Here is a 22183-nt window from a genome sequence, read left to right as displayed (position 1 = left end):
GCCTTGATCTCGACCAGTACCTCGCCATCGCGCGGTCCCTCGAGGTCGACCTCCATGATCTCCAGCGGCTTTCCGGCTCCAACAGCTACAGCGGCGCGGGTTTTCATCGGGCAATTCCTCCAGAGGCGATTTTTGTAGCCAAGTTTTCAGGTTTTGGGCTGCTCATCAACTGTCAGATGAGACGAAATGTCGGCTTTGTTGACGCAGATAGCACACCATTCGATAACCGGCCCGGCAGCGGGCGCGATAGTGCGTCGGTAGCGGCGACTTTCATGGCGCTATGCCGGTACTTGAGACATGGCGACATAGTCCATAGAACTGAACTGTCTGCCGGAGGGGAATTCTGCCCGCATGTTCACCAAGATCCTGATCGCCAACCGTGGCGAGATCGCCTGCCGCGTCATCAGGACGGCGCGCAAGATGGGCATTGCCACGGTCGCCGTCTATTCCGACGCCGATCGCGATGCCGTGCATGTCGAAATGGCCGACGAGGCGGTGCATATCGGGCCGTCACCCGCCGCGCAGAGTTATCTCGTTCCTGAAAAGATCATCGCCGCCTGCAAGGCGACCGGCGCCCAGGCCGTGCATCCGGGCTATGGCTTCCTGTCCGAGCGAGCCACGTTCTGCGAAGCGCTGGAAGCGGAAGGCATCGTCTTCATCGGGCCGAAGCCCAAGGCGATCAAGGCGATGGGCGACAAGATCGAATCGAAGAAATTCGCCAACGCGGCTGAGGTTTCGACGGTTCCGGGCTGGCTTGGCGTCATCGAAAATGCCGACCATGCCGAAAAGATAGCCGGCGAAATCGGCTATCCCGTGATGATCAAGGCCTCGGCCGGCGGCGGCGGAAAAGGCATGCGCATTGCCTGGGACAGGTCGGAAGTGCGCGACGGTTTTGACCGGGCCCGCTCCGAGGCCAAGAGTTCGTTCGGCGACGACCGCGTCTTCATCGAAAAATTCGTCGTCGACCCACGTCACATCGAGATCCAGGTGCTGGCCGACGCGCATGGCAACGCGCTCTATCTCGGCGAACGCGAATGCTCGATCCAGCGCCGCAACCAGAAGGTGGCGGAAGAGGCGCCGTCGCCATTCCTCGATGCCAAGACGCGCAAGGCGATGGGCGAGCAGTCGGTGGCGCTGGCCAGGGCCGTCGACTACCAGAGCGCCGGCACCGTCGAATTCATCGTCGACAAGGACAAGAACTTCTATTTCCTTGAAATGAATACACGATTGCAGGTCGAACATCCGGTGACGGAGCTCGTCACAGGTATCGATCTGGTCGAGCAGATGATCCGCGTCGCCGCCGGCGAGAAACTCGCCATCAGGCAGAGCGACGTGAAGCTGAACGGCTGGGCGGTGGAAAGCCGGCTCTACGCCGAGGATCCCTATCGCAATTTCCTGCCGTCGATCGGCCGGCTGACGCGCTATCGGCCGCCGGAGGAAGGACAGTTCGGCGACATCGTCATCCGCAATGATACCGGCGTCACCGAAGGCTCGGAAATTTCGATGTTCTACGATCCGATGCTCGCCAAGCTATGCACCTGGGCACCGACGCGGCTCGAGGCGATAGACGCTATGTCGGAATCGCTCGACAGCTTTGTCGTCGACGGCATCGAGCACAACATCCCGTTCCTGGCGGCGCTGATGCAGCATCCGCGCTGGCGGGAAGGGGCGATATCGACCGGCTTCATCGCGGAGGAATATCCCGACGGTTTTGCCCCCGTCGTGCCGAACAGCGAGGAAAGAGCCGTGCTGGCATCGATCATCACTGCGGTGGAACTACTGCGCCGCGATCGCCTCGACCGGCTGGGCGGACGGCTGGCGCCGCATTCGGGAGCGCTCAAGCGCGACTGGGTGGTGAAGATAGGCGAAGACTATCTGCCGGTTTCGATCCTTGAAGGCATGATTTCGATCCCGATGGAAATCGACCTGTCCATCGATGGCGGCAAGGCGCTGACCGTTTCGTCCGATTGGCGGCCGGGTGACCTGATCTGGCGCGGCACGGTCGGCAAGCGCAGGGTTGCGGCCCAGATCCGGCCTGTCGCCAATGGCCTTCGCATCGCCTGGAAGGGCATGTCGGTGACCGCGCGCGCCATGCTGCCGCGCACCGCCGAATTGGAAAGGCTGATGCCGGAGAAAGTGGCACCGGACACATCGAAACTGCTGCTCTGCCCGATGCCCGGCCTCGTCGTGTCCATCGCTGTCGCCGAAGGCCAGGAGGTCAAGTTCGGCGAGACTTTGGCCGTGGTCGAGGCGATGAAGATGGAAAACGTGCTGCGCGCCGATCGCGATCTCGTCGTGGCGAAACTCAACGCCAAACCGGGCGACAGCCTGGCCGTGGACGCGATAATCATGGAGTTTGCGTGAGCGGGCTGGAAGCCTGTGGTCAGTAGTCGTTTGTGCTGGACTGGTATCGCCCGGTCCCGGACAATACATTTCCATCGACTCAAGGACCTTCGGCAGCGCGAGAAACCATGGCGGATGACAGACTTCCACGCGATCCCCTGAAGCGCGAAGCAGCAATTGCAGCCGCCAGGCCGGAGGTGCCGGCGCGGCCGTTCGTCCATCTTCGCGTGCATTCGGCCTATTCGCTGCTCGAGGGCGCGCTGCAACTCGGCAAGATCGTTGGCCACGCGGTGAAAGACGAAGCGCCGGCCATCGCCGTCACCGACACCAACAATCTGTTTGGCGCCTTGGAGTTCGCCCAGAAGGCGGTGAAGGAAGGCATCCAGCCGATCATCGGCTGCCAGATCGCACTCGCCTTCTCCGGCGAAAACAGCGACGGCCAGCGTGACCGCCGTCGGCAAGGCCCCGATATGCGGCCGATCGTGCTGCTCGCGGCCACCGAAGCCGGCTATTCCAATCTCGTCCGGCTGGTCAGCCGCGTGTACCTTGAAACACCGCCCGGTGAAGCGGTGCACCTGACCACCGAAATGATGGACGGCCAATGTGACGGCCTGATTTGCCTCAGCGGCGGGCCGCGCGGCCCGATCGGCACAGCCCTGAAGGAAGATCGCCGCGATCTTGCCGAGGCGCGCCTGGTCACTCTCAAGACGATGTTCGGCGACCGCCTCTATGTCGAGTTGGACCGGGTTTCGGGCTACGACCGCATCATCGAGAAATCGTCCATCGATCTCGCCTATGGCCACGAGCTTCCGCTTGTCGCTACCAACGAAGCCTTCTTCTCGTCGCGCGACGAGTACGAGGCGCATGATGCGTTGATCGCCATCGCCGAGGGTTCGGTCGTCGCCGTCGATACCCGCCGCCGGCTGTCGCCGGACAATTTCCTGCGCAGCCAGGCCGATATGGCGAAATTGTTCGCCGACCTGCCGGAAGCGATCGACAACACGATCGAGATTGCGCTGCGCTGCTCCTACTATCCGAAAACCCGCAGCCCGATCCTGCCGCGTTTCACGGGCGGCGATGCCTCCGACAAGGACGCGGCCGAAAAGGCCGAGGCCGAGGAACTGGCGCGCCAGGCGCGCGAGGGGCTCGATGCACGGCTCGCCTTGCACGGACCGACACCGGGCTACACGGTCGAGCAATATCGTGAGCGGCTCGAATTCGAGCTTGGCATCATCGAGAAGATGAAATTCCCCGGCTACTTCCTGATCGTTGCCGACTTCATCAAATGGGCCAAGGCGCAAGGCATTCCGGTCGGGCCGGGGCGTGGTTCGGGCGCCGGTTCGCTGGTCGCCTATTCCACCACCATCACCGACATCGATCCGCTGCGCTTCTCGCTGCTGTTCGAGCGCTTTCTCAATCCGGACCGCGTGTCGATGCCCGACTTCGACATCGACTTCTGCCAGGATCGCCGCGAGGAAGTGATCCGCTACGTCCAGCAGAAATACGGCCGCGACCAGGTCGGCCAGATCATCACCTTCGGTACGCTGCAGGCGCGCGCCGTGCTGCGCGACGTCGGCCGTGTGCTGCAGATGCCCTATGGCCAGGTCGACAAGCTCTCAAAAATGGTGCCGCAGAACCCGGCCAATCCGGTCAAGCTCGCCGACGCCATCGCCAACGAGCCGCGCTTTGCCGAGGAGGCCGAGAAGGAACCGATCGTCCAGACGCTGCTCGACATGGCGCAGAAGCTGGAGGGCCTCTACCGCCATGCCTCGACGCACGCCGCCGGCATCGTCATTGGCGACCGACCTTTGTCGGAACTGGTGCCGATGTACCGCGATCCGCGCTCGGACATGCCTGTCACCCAGTTCAACATGAAATATGTCGAGCAGGCCGGGCTGGTGAAGTTCGACTTCCTCGGCCTGAAGACGCTGACGGTGCTGGAGACGGCGGTGAAGCTGATCCGCCGCCGTGGCATCGACATCGATCTCGCGACGATTCCGCTCGACGATCCCGATACCTACGCCATGCTGTCGCGCGGCGAGGTGGTCGGCGTGTTCCAGGTGGAAAGTGCCGGCATGCGCAAGGCGCTGATCGGCATGCGGCCTGACTGCATCGAGGACATCATCGCGCTGGTTGCCCTCTACCGGCCGGGACCGATGGAAAACATCCCGACCTACAACGCCAGAAAGCATGGCGAGGAGGAGATGGCTTCGATCCATCCCAAGATCGACCATCTGGTGAAGGAGACGCAAGGCGTCATCGTCTACCAGGAACAGGTGATGCAGATCGCGCAGGAGTTGTCCGGCTATTCGCTCGGCGAAGCCGACCTTCTGCGCCGCGCCATGGGCAAGAAGATCCGCGCCGAGATGGACAAGCAGCGTGAACGCTTCGTCACGGGTGCTGTCGAGCGCGGCGTCGCAAAGCCGCAAGCCGACTTCATTTTCGATCTGCTGGCCAAGTTCGCCGACTATGGTTTCAACAAGTCGCACGCCGCCGCCTACGCCGTCGTCTCCTACCAGACCGCCTATCTCAAGGCGCATTATCCGGTCGAGTTCCTGGCGGCGTCGATGACGCTCGACATGGGCAACACCGACAAGCTGGCCGACTTCCGCCAGGATGCGCTGCGCCTGGGCATCGAAGTCTTGGCGCCGTCCGTGATGACGAGTTTCCGTGCCTTCGAGGTCGGCGACAACCGCATCTATTACTCGATGGCCGCGCTCAAGGGCGTCGGCGATGCCGCGGTGGAGCACATCGTCGCCGTTCGTGGCGAAAAGCCGTTCAAGAGTCTGGCCGATTTCTGCGAAAGGGTCGACCCGAAGATCGTCGGCAAGCGGGTATTCGAAAGCCTGATCATGGCCGGCGCGCTCGACTGCTTCGGCCACGATCGCGCCCAGATGTTGGCTGGCGTCGAACGGATGATGGGGCTGGCGTCGCTCGCCCAGCAGAACGCCGTTTCGGGCCAGGCCGACATCTTCGGCGCCTCGCTCGGTGCACAGTCGCAGGCGCTCAATCTGCCGGCGACCGATCCGTGGCTCGCTGCCGACCGGTTGCATCGCGAATTCCAGGTCGTCGGCTTCTATCTCTCGGCGCATCCGCTCGACGAGTACAAGGCGGCGCTGCAGAAGATGCGGGTGCAGAACTGGGCGGAATTCTCGGCCGCCGTCAAGCGCGGCGCTTCCGCCGGCCGGCTTGCCGGCACCGTCACCAGCAAGCAGGAGCGCAAGACCCGCACCGGCAACAAGATGGGCGTGGTGGCCTTTTCCGACACCTCCGGCCAGTACGAGGCCGTGTTGTTTTCAGAAGGATTGGCGCAGTACCGCGATCTCCTCGAAGCGGGCCGCTCCGTTGTCATCACTGTCGCGGCGGAGGACAGGCCCGAAGGCGTCAACCTGCGCATCAACTCCGTGCAATCGCTGGAGGACGAGGCAAGCCGCATCCAGAAGGCCCTGCGCATTTTCGTCAGGAACGATGGGCCTGCCTCGATGATCCAATCCCAGCTTACCCAGCGCGGTGAAAGCCAGGTGAGCATCATCGTGATCAAGGAAGAGGCGCAGGGCGAGGTCGAGATTGCCCTGAATGGCGGCTACCGCGTCTCGCCGCAGATCGCCTCGGCAATGCGCGCCGTGCCGGGCGTGGTCGAAGTGGAACTGGTGTGATCGCCGCGCTTGCCAGTCGGCTATCCGCGGGCCGGCACCTGCTGCTCATGCCAGCATGAAGGCCAAGGGGAAGCGCGCATCGCAGGACCTTTCCGCGACGGCGCGTCTACGCGACATGCTGCGCAGGCTCTACCATGGGCGCTCGCCGGGCGCGTTCCGGTTCCAACTGGTGGCTGTCATCATCGACCTCGCCATCATCGCCTTTTTCATCGCCACGCCGGTCATCCAGCAATCGGCCTCGTTTCTGTGGCTGGACTATGCGGTGGCGGCTCTCGTCGCCGCCGACCTGATTGCCAGGCTGCTGGCCTCCAACGACATGCTGCGCCTGATGAAGCAGCCGACCTCCTGGGTGGATGCCTTCATCCTTCTGACGCTGCTGATGCCGACGGCGCTCGCAAGTCTCGGCTTTCTGCGTATCCTGCGGCTGTGGTCGCTGTCGCGCAGCGGTTCGATCTGGCGGCATTTCGAAATGCGCGGGCTGCGACCCTGGCGCGAGGCAAGCCACGCGGTCATCAACCTGTTGACCTTTCTCTTTGTCATCACCGGCTTCGTTTACACGTTCTTTTTCCGCAACGGAGCCGGACTGGAAAACTACGTCGACGCGCTTTACTTCACCGTCGCCACCGTGACGACGACGGGCTTCGGCGACATCGTGCTGCCGGGCATCGCCGGCAAGCTGACGGCGATCGTCACCATGATCATCGGCATATCGCTGTTCGTCAGGCTGGCGCAGGCGATCTTTCGGCCGGCCAAGGTGTTCTTTCCCTGTCCGCAATGCGGGCTGCGGCGGCACGAGCCGGACGCCGTGCACTGCAAGGCCTGCGGCCATGTGCTCAACATTCCAGACGAAGGGAACTGACCGGCAGTGCTATGACGCCGCGACCTCGGCCGGCTTTACGGTTTTGCGCTGCAAGTTGAGCAGATTGCCTGTCAGGATCAGCAACGCGCCGCCGGCGGTGAAGGCATCGATCTGCTCTTGATAGAGCAACCAGCCGATCAATGCCGACAGCGGCACGCGCAGGAAATCCATCGGCGAGATCACGGTCGCGTCGGCATAGGCCAGGGCGCGGGCGAGGCAGAAATGCGACGACATGCCAGTGAAACCGATCAGGACGATCCACGGCCACAGTGCAAGCGAGGGGTTGCGCCATTCGTAAAGGGCCGGAACGAGGCCGACCACGGACTGAATGACCAGCATCCAGAAGATGATCCGCACGACGCTGTCCGTGCGCGTCAGCGACTTGACCAGCACCAGCGAGACGCCGAAACAAACCGCCGCGCCCAGCACGACCAGATGGCCCACATCGGCCGAGCCGACGCCTGGACGCACGATGACGACCACGCCGATCAGCCCGAGCACGATCGCCGCGAGCCGCGGCCGGCTCAGCCTTTCGCCGAGAAACGTGACCGCCAGGATCGCCGTCCAGATCGGCGTGGTGAATTCGATCGAGATCAGCACCGCCAGCGGAATGAGCGTCAACGCGTAGAGCCAGGCAGCCTGGCCGCTATAGTGGACGACATTGCGCGCGATATGGGCCAGCGGCCGCTGCGTGCGCATCGCGGCAAGCCCGCCTGTCGCCATCACCAGCGGCAGCAGAATGAAGAACCCGATGACCGAACGCAGTTCCAGCACCTGGAAGACGTTGAGTTCGGCCGTCGTGGCGCGGCCGGCGACCGACATCGCCAGGAACGACGTGATCGACAGCGCCATCCAGAACGCGGCCTTGGGGATCGAAGGGGTGGGTGCCATTGCAGCTATGTCGCAAGCCGTGGTTGCCGGGGCAATCGCTAGTCCATCTATTCTTCTGGGCCAGTCGCGGCGAAGGGTTTGAGAACAGTCGTGCTGCGAGCGGAACCTGATACGGCCGCGGGCGTTGAGCCTCTTATTGTCCGTGCCGGGCAAACGCGCATTCCCATCTCGACAAGGAGAGTTTCATGAGACTATTCGCGCAAGTCGCGCTTGCTGGCTGCCTGGTGATTGCCGCGGGCGCTGCTCATGCCGACGAGACCAAATTTCTCCAGTCGTTCAACGGCAATTTCGCTGGCAAGGGCACTGTCCAGGTAACCACGGATGTGCCGAACGTCAGTGTCTCTTGCAGCTTCAAGTCGAACGCGACCTCAGCCTCGCTGTCGCTCGACGGCAACTGCCGCGGCCTGATCCTGGTGACACGCGCCATCAGCGCTCGTCTGAAGGTCAGCGGCGGCAAATACAGCGGCGTCTATGTAGGATCGCGCACCGGACCGGCGCAGCTGAACGGACGCCGTTCCGGCAATGCGATAAACCTCGCCATCCGCTGGGCCAAGGAGGTGAACGGCGACCTCGCCGCGCAGCTTACCGTACAGAAAAACGGGGCCGACGGCATTGTTTTGACCGTGGTCGACCGTGATCCCAAGACTGGCAAAAACGTGGTGACCAGCCGCATCGATCTTCGACGCAGCTGATCGGGCTCAATCTTCGAGCGGCTCCGGCGGATGGGCATCGCGGCCCTTGCCGAACGTGTAGCCGGTTTGCACAGCCTTGCGCCCGAACTTGTCGCGCAATGCATCGATGGCGCCTTCGGCCATGGCGCGCTTGCGCGACTGGACATCGACCAGATCCGGTGGATCGGCCTTGTCGTCGTCGGAGAGATCGCTGACGCCGATGCCGAGCAGCCGAAATTTCGTTCCGTCAGTCTCCTTGCGAAGGAGTTCCACACCGGTCGAAAAGATACGGTCGGCGAGCCGGGTCGGGTCGCCGAGCTGGCGGTTGCGCGTGCGCAGCTTGAAGTCCTGGGTTTTCAGCTTCAGCACCACGGTGCGCCCGGCGATGCCCGACTTCTTCAGCCGTGCCGAGACTTTTTCCGACAGCCCCCTCAGTGCCGAGACCAGCTCTTCCAGCGAGGCGATGTCGCTGTCGAAAGTGGTTTCGGCAGATACGCTCTTGGCGTCCTGGTCGGGGTCGACGCGGCGGACATCCTCGCCGCGCGAAAGGCGGTAGAGCCGTTCGCCCATCACCCCATAGCGGCGCATCAAGTCGCCACGCTCCATTTTCTGAAGCTGGCCGATGGTGCGGATGCCATCCTGTTCGAGCGTGGCGTTGAACGCCTTGCCGACCCCCCAGATCATTGTCACCGGTTGCGCCGCCAGGAAGCCGACCGCCTCGGCCTCGCCAATGACGGAAAAGCCGCGCGGCTTGCGGAAGTCGGACGCGATCTTGGCGAGAAACTTGCAATAGGACAGGCCTGACGAAACGGTGATGCCGATCTCCTTCTCCACGGCCAGCGCGAAGCGCGCAAGCACCACCGCCGGCGGCAGGCCGTGCAGCCGCTCGGTGCCGGCGAGATCGAGGAAGGCCTCATCGATCGACAGCGGCTCGACCAGCGGCGTCAACGCCTGCATCATGGCGCGCACCTCACGGCCGACGGCCACGTATTTTTCCATGTTGGGCGCGATCACGACCGCCTCGGGGCAGGCCTCGAGCGCCTTGAACATCGGCATGGCGGAGCGCACGCCGCGGATGCGCGCGATATAGCAGGCGGTGGAGACGACGCCGCGCTTGCCGCCGCCGATGATCAACGGCTTGTCCTTGAGCGCCGGGTTGTCGCGCTTTTCGATCGCCGCGTAGAAGGCATCGCAATCGATATGGGCGAGATGCAGCCGGTAAAGCTCGGGATGGCGGGCAAGGCGAGGGGTGCCGCAGCGTTCGCAGCGGCGCGTCTCACCGCGCTGAAACGTCAGGCAGTCACGACAAAAACCGTGATCGGGATTGTTGACAGGAGCCGCCATCGCTGCGAACATAAAGAGAACAGAAGCAATGGTACGACAGCGCAAGGCCAGCGACAAGCCTGGCCTGGGGAGAACGCATGAGCACGACCATAGTGCCGCTGGCGCCTGACCTCTGGCCTGAATTCGAGGATCTTTTCGGCAAGCAGGGCGCCTGCTACGGCTGCTGGTGCACGCATTTCCGGCTGGCTCCGGCGGCGCGGCGCGAGAGCAGTCGTGAACGCAACAAGGATCACATCAAGGCGCGCATTGAGGCCGGCCCACCGCCTGGCCTGCTGGCTTTCGAGGATGGCAAGGCGGTTGGCTGGATGCAGATCGGGCCACGCGCCGACGTGCCCGAATGGAACAACAAGGGCAGGGGCTCGGCGCCGATCGATCCCGCCGACGCGTCCGATCCGGCCGTTTGGGCGATCTCGTGCTTTTTCATCCGCGCCAAGGCGCGCGGCAGGGGCATCACGCACCGCCTCGTCGAAGGCGGCATCGATTTCGCCCGCAGGAACGGGGCACGGCTTGTCGAGGCCTGCCCGATCGACCTGTCCCGCGATTCGCGTTCGATCGGCCTGTTCGTCGGCTCGTCGCGGGTTTTCGAGAAGGCCGGGTTCGAGAGGCTTGTGGAGCGCAAGGCCGGCCGGCCGCTGATGCGGCTGATATTGTAAGGAAGCTTCAGCTCATAGTTGTATATAGTATTTTCTACAGCAAAGCGATTTTTGCTCATCAGGAAATAAGGGGGAGACTAAAGTGAAGCGTGTTCTGCCAGCTGTTCTTGGTTTTGCTCTGGTTGCGCCTGCCTGGGGGCAGACCGTCGACAATCGGGGCGCAAAGCAGCTTTCCGATGAGCTGTCACGCTATGTCGGGAAGCAGGTGCTCAACGAGGGCATTTTGAAGGTCTCGGTCGTAGGCGATGCCTACAAGATCACCTTCGATTTGAAGGCGATCGCCGCCGGCTTGCTGAAACAGGATCCGCCGAAGTTCGATTTCCCGCCTTACACGCTGCTGGTCAAACCTCGCGGCGACCGCGGCTGGGACGTCTCCTCGGATTTTTCGACCAGCGGGTCAATTCAAGTAGATGATCCGAATGGTCAGACAAGCGCGCAGATCGTCATCAAGGACGGCAAGTTCACGGGTGTCTACGATCCTGAGCTGGCGGCATTTGCCGAGGGCGCCAGTTCGATAGCAGGCATGACGGTGACGTCGCGCATGCCCAGGCAAGTAACGGAACTCGGCATCGGCTCGAGCACTTCCAAGTTCGGCGCCAGCAAGTCGGCGAACGGTGGTGTCGATCTCAAGGTGACGCGGGCGATAGCCGACTTGGTCGAAACGGTTAAAATCGACGACCGGACTGTTGGAGCGATCAAGGCGTCGGACCTCGTCGTGGATGTAACCGCCAAAGCGATACGGACAAAGCCGTTCCTGGATTTATTGGCCTTCGCCGTAGCCCATGAAGATGAGGAGCGGCTGAAAGCCGACCAGGCGGAACTCAAAGCGCTTCTGCTCGCCGCGCTGCCACTGTGGGATCGGATGGCCGGAACCTATTCGTTCAAGAACGTTGCCTTTGATACATACGCGGGCAATTGGGGCGCAGCGCAACTGAGCACCGCATTCGAGGCCGATGGCGTCGCCCGGAATGGTAAGCTCGATTACGCAATCAAAGCCTCTGGCTTGACCTTCCCCCAGGTCATACCCGGCTGGATCGCCGCAATACTTCCCACCGAGCTTGATCTGAAATTCGGCGGGTCCAACATTGACCTCGACAGCATGGCGAGAAAGACGATCGCTACATTCGATCTCGGCAAGAACCCACCGCTGCCGGCGGGGTTCCGCGATCAGATCAAGGCCGACTTCATGGCCAACACACCAAAATTCATCGTCGGTCACAGCCTTTTCAAGAATGGAGGCACGGAGATTGCGCTAGAAGGCGAAGTGACCTTCCCCGGCCAGAAGCCAGATGCAACCATGACCGTCGATGTCGCGGGCTACGACAAGATCGTTGCGACCCTGCAGACGGCGGCTAAAACCGAACCGGAAGCGGCCCGATATTTCCCCTTCGCATTGGCCGTCAAAGGATTTGCCAAGACGTTGCCGGACGGCAGGATGGAGTGGGTCATCAATGCCAAGCCCGACGGCTCCGTGATGGTCAATGGCGCCATATTGAAGCCGGCCGATCACGGTAGCGGTGGGGGCGGGGCGAAACTGAATCCTTGATTCTGCAGCGGTGCCAGATTGCGCGGCTGGTCGACGAACCATCCGCCGCCGATGCGGCTGGTGTTGAAGCCGAATGCCTGACTGTCATCGTCTTGCAGTCGTGATGGTATTTCCCTACCAGAGATACGAGACGAATTTTGCCTTCGATCGAACGGAGAATTCCCGTGAACCGTATGTTGCCAGTTGCCTTTACCGCGCTTCTGCTCAGTGCGCCTGCTTTCGGCCAGACCGTCGACAGCCAGGGCGCCAAGCAATTGTCCGATGACCTGTCCCGCTATGTCGGCAAACAGGCGCTCGACAAGGGTATTCTGAAGGTTTCGGCCGAAGGCGACGCCTACAAGATCGTGTTCGATTTCAAGGCGCTTGCCAGCAGCTTTCCCGACCAGAAGCTGATGAAATTCGACTTTGCGCCCTACGCCCTCCTGGTCAAGCCGCGCAGTGATGGGTCCTGGGATGTCTCGATTGATTTTTCGCAGAGCGCGTCCTTCGAATTCAACGGCCCCCAGGGAAAGCAAAGCACGCAATTCTCGATCAAGGACGGCAAGGGCAGCGGCGTTTATGACCCCAAGCTGGCGGCCTTCACCAGCGCCACAAGCTCGATGGCCGGGATGACGATGTCGTCGCAGGATAGCAAGCAGCAGATGGAGGCGAGCGCCGGTGCCGGCACCGTGACGCTTTCCGCGACCAAGGCGGCCAATGGCGGCGTCGATTTCACGACATCGCAAAAGATTTCGAACTTCGTCGAAGCGATAAAATTCAATGATCCCGAGAGCGGACTGAATTTTCCCGTTACCGTGAAGTCGCCGGAATTTTCTGTGGAGGCCAGCGGCAAGGGCGTCCAGACCAAGCCTCTGCTCGACCTCCTGGCGTTTGGCGTGGCCAATGAAGACGAGAAGATGCTGAAGGCAAACCAGGCGCAGCTCAAGTCGCTTCTGCTTGCGGCACTTCCGGTGTGGGAGCGTATCGACGGAACCTATGGCTTCAAGGATTTCGCGGTCGACAGCCCGATCGGTACGTTCGGGGCAACCCAGTTCGGCATAGCGTTCGGTTCCGATGGGGTCGCCCAGAACGGCAAGGTCAGCTATGGCATCAAGGCTTCGGGGCTGACCGTGCCGCAGCAGCTCTTGCCGAGTTGGAGCGTGGCCCTGCTGCCCACCGATATCGACCTGAATTTCGGCGGCGCCAACATCGATCTCGACAGCATGGCGAAGAAGGCGATCGAAGCCTTTGATCTCAATCAGGATCCGCCGCTGCCGGCCGAATTCGGCGACCAGCTCAAAGCCGACTTCCTGGCCAAGACGCCGAAGGTTATCATCGGCCACAGCACCGTGAAGAACAAGGACATGGAGATCGCGCTGGAAGGTGAGATGACAAGCTTCGGCCAGAAACCCGACGCCAATCTCACTGTCGACGTCGCCGGCTTCGACAAGATCATGGAGCACCTACAGGAAGCGGCGAAAGCGGAGCCGGAGGTCGGGCAGTACGTGCCTGTTGCCCTCATGGCGAAGGGTTTTGCCAAGACGCTGCCGGAGGGCAAGCTGGAATGGGTCATCAACACCAAGGCCGACGGATCGGTCGCCGTCAATGGCGTCATGCTGAAGCCCGCCGACCCGGCGGTGGACGACAGCGTCGACGACGGTGACGGCTCGGACGAGAGCGGCAGCGACAATGGCGGCAGCGATAATGGCGGCAGCGCTAACGGCGGGGCAGGGGCGAAGCTCAAGCCTTGAGGGTTCTGCCTTCGAGCAATTCCAGGAAAATTGCGCCCCGGTTTTCCGTCCGGGATCGCACCAAAACGCTTAGATTAGAACCCCAGCGCGCCAGCGATCTTAGGCGCGGCTTCGTGCCAATCCTGGACGACGATGACATCGTCCGGGACAGATGGCAGGAACGCGCGCAGCGAATTGTCGGCCATTAGATGGAAAAGATTTGCGTCGGCGACCGAGTCCCGCACCGACGCCAGATTGGCTGGCTGGTCGTCGACGAAGACCACGGGCCTGCCGGTCTTGCCGCGCAGCTTGGCCACCGCCGGACCCTTGGCCATTTCGGTGGTCAGCAGCGGGTAGCTTAGTCCGAGGGCGTCGAGGTGGGCGCGGCGCACGCCACGATGCCTGTGCGGCATGGCCGTCAGCAATATGATTTCCGCCCGGTCTCCGAGCTCCGTCAAAGCTTCCGCGGCGCCATCGGCGATGCCCTGCCAATCGGCTTGCGCGTCGAAGAAATCGCCCAGGAGTGCCGTGACCTCGGGTTGTTCGATCAGGCGACCGCTGGCCGTTTCTGCAATGTTGCCGGTCAGCCGGAAGGAAGCCAGGGTCAGGCCATAGCCGCGCTCCTCGAGGAAATGCGGAAACGGGCGGATGAATTCGAGCACCACGTCGTCGACGTCGAGCACCAGCAGCGGCCGGTCGTCGGCCGCCAGTTCCTCGATCTGCCGCGCGGTTTCGGGATCATCGCTCATGTGGAACGCTCGTGATTGTCGTCGCCAAGCGGCAAGGCGCGCAACGCCTTGCCGACAGCCGCCGGCGGGATGCCGGTTTCCTCGGCGAAGCGCATCAAAGTCGGCTCGTGGGCGAGGATGAACTGCAGGACGCCGGCGAGGAAACCCGGCTCGCCGGCCGCCCTGCGGATCGAATGCGCCTCTATTCCCGTGATCGCCAGAAAGCGCGGCAAAAGCTCCGGATCCGCGGCAACGAAGCCCAATGCCTTCACGGCAATGGTTTCGGCCTCTTCGCGCATTGACGCTGCGTTTGCCATCACTACCTTCGGTGTGTGGAATGAGTCTCTCCCGCAGTAATGGCAAGAGTTGCTTGCGGCAAGCCATTAGAGTGTGGCGCGCCTTTTGGACGCGTGGGAGGCGAGGGCGGAATTCGTGGTGCTTTGCAGGCCGCGGGTTTCCGTTTCGTCAATCATATTGCCGTATCGTGGAGCAGGGTTTGGTGCGTCCAAGGAAAGAGCGCATGACGGCCACCTCCGGGCGGAGGACGGCCGGGACGGGATTTCGATGCCTAAGAAGGTCATGATCGTCGAGGACAACGAGCTCAATATGAAGCTCTTTCGGGACCTCATCGAAGCAAGCGGTTACGAGACGGTGCGCACCCGCAACGGCCTGGAAGCGCTCGACCTGGCGCGCCAGCACCGGCCGGACCTCATCCTGATGGATATCCAACTGCCAGAAGTGTCGGGGCTGGAAGTGACCAAATGGCTGAAGGAGGACGATGATTTGCATGTCATCCCGGTCATTGCCGTGACTGCTTTCGCGATGAAAGGCGACGAGGAGCGCATCCGCCAAGGTGGCTGCGAGGCCTATATTTCGAAGCCGATCTCGGTGCCGCGCTTCATCGAAACCATCAAATCCTATCTGGGCGATGCCTGATGTTCCCTTCCAGCCGAGCCGGAGCCTTGTGAAATGACCGCGCGGATCCTCGTCGTCGACGACATCCCTGCCAATGTGAGGCTGCTGGAAGTCCGGCTGCTTGCCGAATATTTCGAGGTGCTGACCGCCACCAACGGGCCCGACGCGATCGAGACCTGCGAGAACGGCAAAATCGATGTCGTGCTGCTCGACGTGATGATGCCCGATATGGACGGGTTCGAGGTCTGCCGGCGGCTGAAGAGCGATCCGGCGACGTCGCACATTCCGGTGGTGATGATCACGGCTCTCGACCAGGTTTCCGACCGCGTGCGCGGGCTGGAGGCCGGCGCCGACGACTTCCTGACCAAGCCGGTCAACGACCTGCAACTGATGACGCGCGTCAAGAGCCTTGTCCGCCTGAAGTCGCTGACCGACGAGCTTCGGCTGCGCGCCTCGACCACACGCAACATCGGCATCGAAGAACTTTTGAGCCGCAATTTCGCGTCCCAGGATACCACGCCGAAAGTGCTTCTGATCGACGAGCGCAAATCGTCGGTCGAGCGCATCCAGAAGATGTTGCGCGAACGTGCCGACGTCGACGTCACCGGCGATCCGCATGCCGGGTTCTTCCAGGCCGCCGAAACCCCCTATGAATGCGTGATGATCTCGACGGCCTTCGCCGACTTCGATCCGCTCAGGCTCTGCTCGCAACTGCGCTCGCTCGACCGCACCCGTTTCGTGCCGATCATCCTTTTGGCGGAGGAGGGCGAGGATGAGCGCATCATCCGTGGGCTTGAACTCGGCATCAACGACTATCTGATGCGGCCGATCGACCAGCAGGAACTGACGGCGCGGCTGCGCACCCAGGTGCGCCGCAAGCGCTACAATGACCAATTGCGCGCCAGCGTCACCCAGACCATCGAAATGGCCGTGACCGATGGCCTGACCGGTCTGCACAACCGCCGCTATCTCGACAGCCATCTGCAGACGCTGTTCGACCGCGCCGTGGCGCGGCGCCGGCCGCTGTCGGTGATGATCACCGATCTCGACCGCTTCAAGTCTATCAATGACACGCATGGTCACGATGGCGGCGACGAGGTGTTGCGCGAATTCGCGCGGCGGCTGCGCAAGAACGTCAGGGGTATCGATCTTGCCTGCCGGTTCGGCGGCGAGGAGTTCGTGGTCGTGATGCCGGACACAGACGGCACCGTGGCCGAGAAGGTGGCCGAGCGCATCCGCGCCGAAATCGCCCAGATGCCGTTCGCCATCGGTGCCGACGGCAAGACGATCGAGGTCACCGTCAGCGTTGGAGTGTCATCGGTGCTGAAGGGCGTGGATACGGTGGCGGCGCTGATGAAGCGCGCCGATCTCGCGCTCTACGAAGCCAAGAGCGGCGGCCGCAACCGCGTCGTTGCCAAGGCGGCCTGACGGCCGGGCCGGCCCGTCGACCCAAGAGGGTTACCCATTTACCTTAATCCAAGCGATTCGCGAGCCTTGGTTAAGAAACTGTTGATTTTCATAAGCTCTTGCGCAAATGTGCAGGCAAGACGAAGCCGGCACGAGGGTAGATCGCCGGCTCGGTCCCTCAGGAATACCCCATGATGCTCAGGTCCGCCGCATCTCCTGGGTCCGTGGGGTCGGCCGGCCGGCGCTGGCACATAGTGGCCTCCTCGTACCGCTGCCAAACGCCGACCGGCCCCCTTTGTCCGACACGACATTAGGAATCTGCGTCAAGCCCCGGAAGTGCCGGGGCTATTTTGTGCGCGGCAGGGTCTGAAGGAACGCTTTCCTGGCTTGTAACGGCTTCCGTTGCGCCCCGCGTGAGCCGTCACTTCGCAGCGCCGCGACTTTTCACTGCCGTACAAAAAAGGGAAGGAGAAAAGCTATCCCCTCAATTTCGTAGATATGGCGCACAAGGGGCTTGCGGCAAGACCTGGCTGTTCCCGTAAAACCACGACCCAAATTAACGGAAACGGGAGTGGCGAAATGCCGGAATGGTTGTCAGGAGGCCAAGTGCGTCGGGACCACGGGGTGGTGATCGCCGGAGGCGGTCCGACCGGGTTGATGCTGGCTGGCGAACTCGCATTGGCAAGCGTCGATGTGGCCATTGTCGAGCGGCGCCCGAACCAGGAACTCATCGGCTCGCGCGCGGGTGGCCTGCACGCACGCACCATCGAGGTTCTCGACCAGCGCGGAATTGCCGACCGGTTCTTATCGCAGGGACAGCGATCGCCGTCCGTCGGCTTCCACATGATCCGGCTGGACGTCAGCGATTTTCCCACGCGGCACAATTATCTGCTGGCGCTGCGGCAAAGCCATATCGAGCGGATATTGGCCGACTGGATCAGCGAGTTGGGAGTGCCGATCTGTCGCGGACAGGACGTCACGGGTTTTGCACAGGATGATGGTGGCGTCGATGTCGAGCTGTCCGGTGGCCAGCGGTTGCGGACGCAGTATCTCGTCGGCTGCGACGGCGGACGCAGCATGATCCGCAAGGCGGCGGGCATCGCGTTCGACGGATGGGATCCGACGATGAGCTGGATGATCGCCGAGGTCGAGATGGCGGAGGAACCAGCAGTGGGCTTTCGCAGCGACGCCCATGGTATTCATGCGATTGGCAAGGTCGAGGAAGGTGGCCGGCTGGGTGTCGTGCTGACCGAGAGACAACTGACCATTGGTGGCGAACCGACACTGCGCGATCTCAGCGAGGCGCTCGTCGCGGTGTATGGCACCGATTACGGGGTCCACAGTCCGACCTGGATTTCGCGGTTCACCGATATGACGCGCCAGGCTGCCGCTTACCGCGACAGACGTATTCTGCTGGCCGGCGACGCCGCGCACATCCATCCCCCAATGGGCGGACAGGGCCTCAACATCGGTGTGCAGGACGCAGTCAACCTTGGATGGAAACTGGCACAGGTGGTCAAGCTGATATCACCGGACAGCCTGCTCGACAGCTACCATGCCGAACGCCATCCGGTCGCCGCCCGCGTGCTGCGTAACGCGCTGGCGCAGGTCGCGCTCCGTCGCATGGATGCACGCACCAAGGCTCTGGGCGACACCTTTGCCGAACTGCTCGCAATGGATGGGCCACGCAAACGGATCGCCGCGGAGATGTCCGGCCTGGGTGTCCATTACGACCTCGGCGAAGGCCACGCGCTGCTTGGGCGGCGAATGCCCGACCTCGATCTCTCCATCGCCAACGGGCCGTTGCGGCTGTTTACCTTGCTGCACGACGCGCGGCCGGTGCTCCTCAATTTCGGTGAACCAGGCAGACTGGACATTGCGCCTTGGACCGACGGGATTCGGCAGATCGACGCCGGGTATGCCGGCGCCTGGGAGCTTCCCGTGCTCGGACCGGTCGCTGCACCCGACGCGGTTTTGATCCGGCCCGATGGATACGTGGCCTGGGTAGGAGTTGGGACGCAACAGGGATTGGCCGATGCGTTGACCAGATGGTTCGGGCCGGCTGCCGCGCATCCTGCCGAACATGGCGCTTCACAACCTCCTTGGGCCGAAGACTGAAAGTCTCCTGACACGCGATTGACAGGAGGGCTTCATCTGTGCAGAAATTGGTTGGACCATTGGACCACTTGGAGGAAATGTGGACCAGAACAGCCTGCCACCCATTCAGACGACGGCGCGCGACGACGCCGTGCTGAAGGCATTGGTGGGCTTCGTCCGCGCCGAGGCCTTGCAGCCTGGCGAGCGATTGCCGACCGAGCGCATCCTGGCCGAACGGCTCAAGGTCAGCCGCAACACGGTGCGCGAGGCGCTGACCCGGTGGGAGGGATTGGGCCTGGTCGAACGCCGGCAAGGCAGCGGCACCTATCTTAAGGCGGCCGTCTCGCCCGACATGCTGCATTTGCCGCTGACGCTGGCCGGCGGCAACGACTTCACCAGCCTGATGCAGACGCTGGAAATCCGCCGCGCACTGGAAGCGGAAGCGGCGGCGCTGTGCGCCGAGCGGGCAAGCCCGGCCGACATTGCCGAGATCGAACGCAAGCTTGATATCATGGAGCAGGCGTTTCGCACCCTTGACGGCATGTCGTCGGAAGAGGACTGGGAATTCCACCAGGCGATCTACCGGGTCTCCGGCAATCCGCTGTTCGAACAGATTATCGCCGCCATGCACGAACTGTTCCATCGCTTCTGGGAGCATCCGCTCGGCGTGCGCGATTTCGGCCATGCCAGCTTTCCCTATCACCGCACCATCTACGAACGCATCGCCGCACGCGATCCGCAAGGCGCCCGCGCAGAGGCGCTGAAGCTCATCGCAACCGTCGAGGACGACCTGAAGCGCGGTGCGGCCAAACTCAAACTTTCGGACCTGAGATGAACGAGCAGCCAGCTGGTTTCGATCACGACTATCTCGCCGAGGCGGCGACGCTCTTGGCGCATGACGAACCGTTCCCCGGTGGCGCCGTCGTGCCACCGATCTACCAGACGTCGCTGTTCACCTTCGCCAATTATGCCGAAATGGCCGAGACGTTTGCCGGCAAACGAAAGCAGCCGATCTATTCGCGCGGCGACAATCCGACGGTCATGGAGTTCGAGTCGCGTGTCGCGGCTCTCGAAGGCGCCGAGGCCGCACGTGGGTTCTCCAGCGGCATGGCGGCGATCAGCGCCACCGTGCTTGCCTTTGTCGGGGCAGGCGAGCGCATCGTTGCGGTGCGCAATTGTTATGGCGATGCCTACCGGCTGTTCGAACGCCTCCTGCCGCGGCTCGACATCAAGGTCGACTACGTCGAGGGCTCCGACCCGGACGCGGTCGCGGCGGCATTGCCCGGCGCCAAGCTGCTCTACCTGGAAAGCCCGACCTCGATGGTGTTCGAGCTCCAGGACCTGCCGCATCTGACCCGGCTGGCAAAAGAGCAGGGCATCGTCACCACCATCGACAATTCCTGGGCGACGCCGGTTTTCCAGAAGCCGATCACGCACGGCGTCGACCTGGTGCTGCACTCGGCCTCGAAATATCTCGGTGGCCACAGCGACACGGTCGCCGGCGTGGTCGCAGGCTCGGCCGCGCATATCAAGCACATCAACGAGCAGACCTATTCCTATCTCGGTGGCAAGCTATCGCCTTTCGAGGCCTGGCTTTTGCTGCGCGGCCTGCGCACGCTGCCGCTGCGCCTGCCGCACCACATGAAGAGCGGGCTCGCCATCGCCGAGCGGCTGAAGGCGCATGGCAATGTCGAGCGGGTCAACCACCCCGCCTATTCCAACCATCCGGGCAAGGCGACGCTTGCCGGCTATGGCGGGTTGTTCTCCTTCGAGGTGACGGACGACATCGACATTCCCGTCTTCGTCGACGCGCTGAGATATTTCCGCATCGGCGTCAGCTGGGGCGGGCATGAGAGCCTGGTCGTACCGGCCAAGGCGTCGCTAGAGCAGACGCCGGGACTGAATTCGATGGCGCGCTTCGGCGTCAGCCCCCGAACCATCCGCTTCAATGTCGGATTGGAAAATGTCGAGGATCTCTGGGCGGATGTCGCTCAGGCCTTCGAAAAAGCCAGAAAATAACAAGCGGGTTCAAAATGGGAGTCTTGAACATGAAAAAACTGACCGTCATGCTTGCCACCGTTGCGGGGCTGGCGATTTCCGCCGGAAGCGCGCTGGCCGATTCGACCCTGAAAATGGTCGAGGTGATCACCAGCCCGCCACGCACCGAATTCCTCAAGAAGCAGATCGCCGAGTTCGAGGCGGCCAATCCGGGCGTCAAGGTCGAGCTCGTCTCGCTGCCCTGGGGGCAGGCCTTCGAAAAATTCCTGACCATGGTGCAGGCCGGCGACACGCCTGACGTGGTCGAGATGCCGGAACGCTGGATGGGGCTTTACGCCAACAATGCCCAGCTCGAGGATCTCGGCCCCTATATGGCCAAGTGGGACGACGCCAAGACGCTGGGCGAGCGTGCCAAACAGTTCGGCTCGACCGTGAACAACACCCAGTTCATGATCCCCTATGGCTACTATGTGAACGCGCTGTTCTGGAACAAGAAGCTGTTCAAGGAGGCCGGTCTCGACGGCCCGCCGGCAACGCTCGACGAATTCGTCGCCGATTCCAAGAAGATCTCGGCCATTCCCGGCAAATACGGCTACTGCCTGCGCGGCGGGCCGGGTGCCTTCAATGGCATGCACATGTTCATGAACATCGCCGCCGGCAAGGGCGGCTATTTCAACGAGGACGGCACCTCGACCATCAATGAAGAGGGCTCGGTCAAGGGCCTGCAGATGCTGGCCGACATGTACAAGAACGGTCTTGCGCCGAAGGATTCCGTGAGCTGGGGCTTCAACGAGACCGTCACCGGCTTCTATTCCGGCACTTGCGCCATGCTCAACCAGGATCCGGACGCGCTGCTCGGCATCGCCGACAAGATGAGCGCCGACGACTTCGCCGTGGCTCCGCTGCCGGTCGGACCAAGCGGCAAATCCTATCCGACACTGGGTTATGCTGGTTGGGCGATGTTCGCCAATTCCCAGCACAAGGACGATGCCTGGAAGCTGATGGCGACCCTTCTGTCGCCGAAGGACAATCTGGAATGGGCCAAGGAAGTCGGCGTCGTGCCGATTCACAACGGCGCCGACCAGGATCCCCACTTCAAAACCGAGCAGTTCAAGGGCTGGTTCACCGAGCTCAGCGACAGTTCCAAATACGAAATGGTGACGCCTCCGACGCATCTGGAAAACCTCGGCAATTTCGTCGACCAAGTAGCCATCAAGAATTTTCAGGAAGTGCTGCTTGGCCAGAAGACGGCCAAGGACGTCGCCGACCAGTGGGCTGCCTTCCTGACAAAGGAGCAGCAGGACTGGCTGGCGAAGAACAAGAAGTAACTTTTCGTCCCTTCTCCCCGTTCACGGGGAGAAGGTGG

17 protein-coding genes are annotated in these 22183 nt (G+C 62.4%); 13 read left to right on the top strand and 4 right to left on the bottom strand.

The features are described 5' to 3' along the window. Positions 1-351: 351 nt before the first annotated feature. The 3 genes from LB543_RS05510 to LB543_RS05500 all read left to right on the top strand — a co-directional run bounded on the left by LB543_RS05510 (position 352) and on the right by LB543_RS05500 (position 6858). Positions 352-2364 (top strand): acetyl/propionyl/methylcrotonyl-CoA carboxylase subunit alpha, encoded by a 2013-nt coding sequence (locus LB543_RS05510; protein WP_224613328.1) that lies wholly within the window; start codon positions 352-354, stop codon positions 2362-2364. Positions 2365-2471: 107 nt separating this feature from the next. Further along, a complete protein-coding gene (dnaE, locus tag LB543_RS05505; protein ID WP_224613327.1) occupies positions 2472-5999 on the top strand; it encodes a DNA polymerase III subunit alpha in 3528 nt (1175 codons plus the stop codon). Positions 6000-6054: 55 nt separating this feature from the next. Beyond that, on the top strand, positions 6055-6858 hold the full coding sequence (locus LB543_RS05500) for a potassium channel family protein (protein ID WP_224613326.1): 804 nt from the start codon (positions 6055-6057) through the stop codon (positions 6856-6858). Positions 6859-6867: 9 nt separating this feature from the next. Here LB543_RS05500 and LB543_RS05495 read toward each other — a convergent pair whose 3' ends face one another. Further along, positions 6868-7749 (bottom strand): DMT family transporter, encoded by an 882-nt coding sequence (locus LB543_RS05495; protein ID WP_224613325.1) that lies wholly within the window; start codon positions 7747-7749, stop codon positions 6868-6870. Positions 7750-7934: 185 nt separating this feature from the next. Between LB543_RS05495 and LB543_RS05490 the strand changes: the two genes are divergently transcribed. Then, on the top strand, positions 7935-8441 hold the full coding sequence (locus LB543_RS05490; RefSeq protein ID WP_140808691.1) for a hypothetical protein: 507 nt from the start codon (positions 7935-7937) through the stop codon (positions 8439-8441). 6 nt (positions 8442-8447) lie between these two features. Here LB543_RS05490 and LB543_RS05485 read toward each other — a convergent pair whose 3' ends face one another. Further along, entirely contained in the window at positions 8448-9776 is a 1329-nt protein-coding gene (locus tag LB543_RS05485) for a DNA polymerase IV (RefSeq protein ID WP_224613324.1), read from the bottom strand. 65 nt (positions 9777-9841) lie between these two features. On the opposite strand from LB543_RS05485, the gene LB543_RS05480 reads away from it, so the two are divergent. The 3 genes from LB543_RS05480 to LB543_RS05470 all read left to right on the top strand — a co-directional run bounded on the left by LB543_RS05480 (position 9842) and on the right by LB543_RS05470 (position 13693). Continuing rightward, on the top strand, positions 9842-10417 hold the full coding sequence (locus LB543_RS05480) for a GNAT family N-acetyltransferase (protein ID WP_224613323.1): 576 nt from the start codon (positions 9842-9844) through the stop codon (positions 10415-10417). An 82-nt stretch (positions 10418-10499) separates the two neighbouring features. Continuing rightward, complete coding sequence (locus LB543_RS05475) at positions 10500-11963, top strand: hypothetical protein (RefSeq protein ID WP_224613322.1); 1464 nt, start codon at positions 10500-10502, stop codon at positions 11961-11963. Between the two features lie 173 nt (positions 11964-12136). Next, on the top strand, positions 12137-13693 hold the full coding sequence (locus LB543_RS05470) for a hypothetical protein (protein ID WP_224613340.1): 1557 nt from the start codon (positions 12137-12139) through the stop codon (positions 13691-13693). A 74-nt stretch (positions 13694-13767) separates the two neighbouring features. Here LB543_RS05470 and LB543_RS05465 read toward each other — a convergent pair whose 3' ends face one another. Together LB543_RS05465 and LB543_RS05460 are read right to left on the bottom strand one after the other, a co-directional pair. Further along, positions 13768-14421, bottom strand: coding sequence for a DUF2608 domain-containing protein (locus LB543_RS05465; protein WP_224613321.1), 654 nt, complete (start codon positions 14419-14421; stop codon positions 13768-13770). Then, positions 14418-14717, bottom strand: a complete 300-nt coding sequence (locus tag LB543_RS05460; RefSeq protein WP_224590158.1) for a DUF3572 domain-containing protein — start codon at positions 14715-14717, stop codon at positions 14418-14420. Before LB543_RS05460 ends, LB543_RS05465 begins: the two co-directional genes overlap by 4 nt. 247 nt (positions 14718-14964) lie before the next feature. On the opposite strand from LB543_RS05460, the gene LB543_RS05455 reads away from it, so the two are divergent. The 6 genes from LB543_RS05455 (at position 14965) to LB543_RS05430 (ending at position 22145) form a co-directional block, all read left to right on the top strand. Next, positions 14965-15336 carry a response regulator gene (locus LB543_RS05455; protein ID WP_006334976.1) on the top strand — a complete coding sequence of 124 codons (372 nt, stop codon included), beginning with the start codon at positions 14965-14967 and terminating at the stop codon, positions 15334-15336. A gap of 33 nt (positions 15337-15369) precedes the next feature. Then, a complete protein-coding gene (locus tag LB543_RS05450; RefSeq protein WP_140757605.1) occupies positions 15370-16743 on the top strand; it encodes a PleD family two-component system response regulator in 1374 nt (457 codons plus the stop codon). Between the two features lie 558 nt (positions 16744-17301). Then, on the top strand, positions 17302-18840 hold the full coding sequence (locus LB543_RS05445) for an FAD-dependent monooxygenase (protein WP_224613320.1): 1539 nt from the start codon (positions 17302-17304) through the stop codon (positions 18838-18840). Positions 18841-18919: 79 nt separating this feature from the next. Then, positions 18920-19654: a FadR/GntR family transcriptional regulator gene (locus LB543_RS05440; protein ID WP_140757603.1), complete on the top strand. Its 735-nt coding sequence runs from the start codon at positions 18920-18922 to the stop codon at positions 19652-19654. Next, the gene (locus tag LB543_RS05435) at positions 19651-20838 is read left to right on the top strand and encodes a PLP-dependent transferase (RefSeq protein ID WP_224590161.1); all 1188 of its coding nucleotides are present in this window, start codon (positions 19651-19653) and stop codon (positions 20836-20838) included. The genes LB543_RS05440 and LB543_RS05435 overlap by 4 nt, the downstream gene beginning before the upstream one ends. A 29-nt stretch (positions 20839-20867) precedes the next feature. Next, complete coding sequence (locus LB543_RS05430) at positions 20868-22145, top strand: ABC transporter substrate-binding protein (protein WP_140808675.1); 1278 nt, start codon at positions 20868-20870, stop codon at positions 22143-22145. Positions 22146-22183 lie beyond the last annotated feature (38 nt).

This window comes from Mesorhizobium sp. ESP7-2 (genome assembly GCF_020164715.1).
Classification (GTDB): domain Bacteria; phylum Pseudomonadota; class Alphaproteobacteria; order Rhizobiales; family Rhizobiaceae; genus Mesorhizobium.
The sequence above is the reverse complement of the archived record's forward strand: the minus strand, read 5'-3'. Positions and strand labels throughout refer to the sequence as shown.

Excerpts from the sequence above, each read along its gene's own strand:
- LB543_RS05510 (WP_224613328.1), top strand. The coding sequence starts at position 352 with ATGTTCACCAAGATCCTGATCGCCAACCGTGGCGAGATCGCCTGCCGC.
- dnaE (WP_224613327.1), top strand. The coding sequence starts at position 2,472 with ATGGCGGATGACAGACTTCCACGCGATCCCCTGAAGCGCGAAGCAGCA.
- LB543_RS05500 (WP_224613326.1), top strand. The coding sequence starts at position 6,055 with ATGAAGGCCAAGGGGAAGCGCGCATCGCAGGACCTTTCCGCGACGGCG.
- LB543_RS05495 (WP_224613325.1), bottom strand. The coding sequence starts at position 7,749 with ATGGCACCCACCCCTTCGATCCCCAAGGCCGCGTTCTGGATGGCGCTG.
- LB543_RS05490 (WP_140808691.1), top strand. The coding sequence starts at position 7,935 with ATGAGACTATTCGCGCAAGTCGCGCTTGCTGGCTGCCTGGTGATTGCC.
- LB543_RS05485 (WP_224613324.1), bottom strand. The coding sequence starts at position 9,776 with ATGTTCGCAGCGATGGCGGCTCCTGTCAACAATCCCGATCACGGTTTT.
- LB543_RS05480 (WP_224613323.1), top strand. The coding sequence starts at position 9,842 with ATGAGCACGACCATAGTGCCGCTGGCGCCTGACCTCTGGCCTGAATTC.
- LB543_RS05470 (WP_224613340.1), top strand. The coding sequence starts at position 12,137 with ATGTTGCCAGTTGCCTTTACCGCGCTTCTGCTCAGTGCGCCTGCTTTC.
- LB543_RS05465 (WP_224613321.1), bottom strand. The coding sequence starts at position 14,421 with ATGAGCGATGATCCCGAAACCGCGCGGCAGATCGAGGAACTGGCGGCC.
- LB543_RS05460 (WP_224590158.1), bottom strand. The coding sequence starts at position 14,717 with ATGGCAAACGCAGCGTCAATGCGCGAAGAGGCCGAAACCATTGCCGTG.
- LB543_RS05455 (WP_006334976.1), top strand. The coding sequence starts at position 14,965 with ATGCCTAAGAAGGTCATGATCGTCGAGGACAACGAGCTCAATATGAAG.
- LB543_RS05450 (WP_140757605.1), top strand. The coding sequence starts at position 15,370 with ATGACCGCGCGGATCCTCGTCGTCGACGACATCCCTGCCAATGTGAGG.
- LB543_RS05445 (WP_224613320.1), top strand. The coding sequence starts at position 17,302 with ATGCCGGAATGGTTGTCAGGAGGCCAAGTGCGTCGGGACCACGGGGTG.
- LB543_RS05435 (WP_224590161.1), top strand. The coding sequence starts at position 19,651 with ATGAACGAGCAGCCAGCTGGTTTCGATCACGACTATCTCGCCGAGGCG.
- LB543_RS05430 (WP_140808675.1), top strand. The coding sequence starts at position 20,868 with ATGAAAAAACTGACCGTCATGCTTGCCACCGTTGCGGGGCTGGCGATT.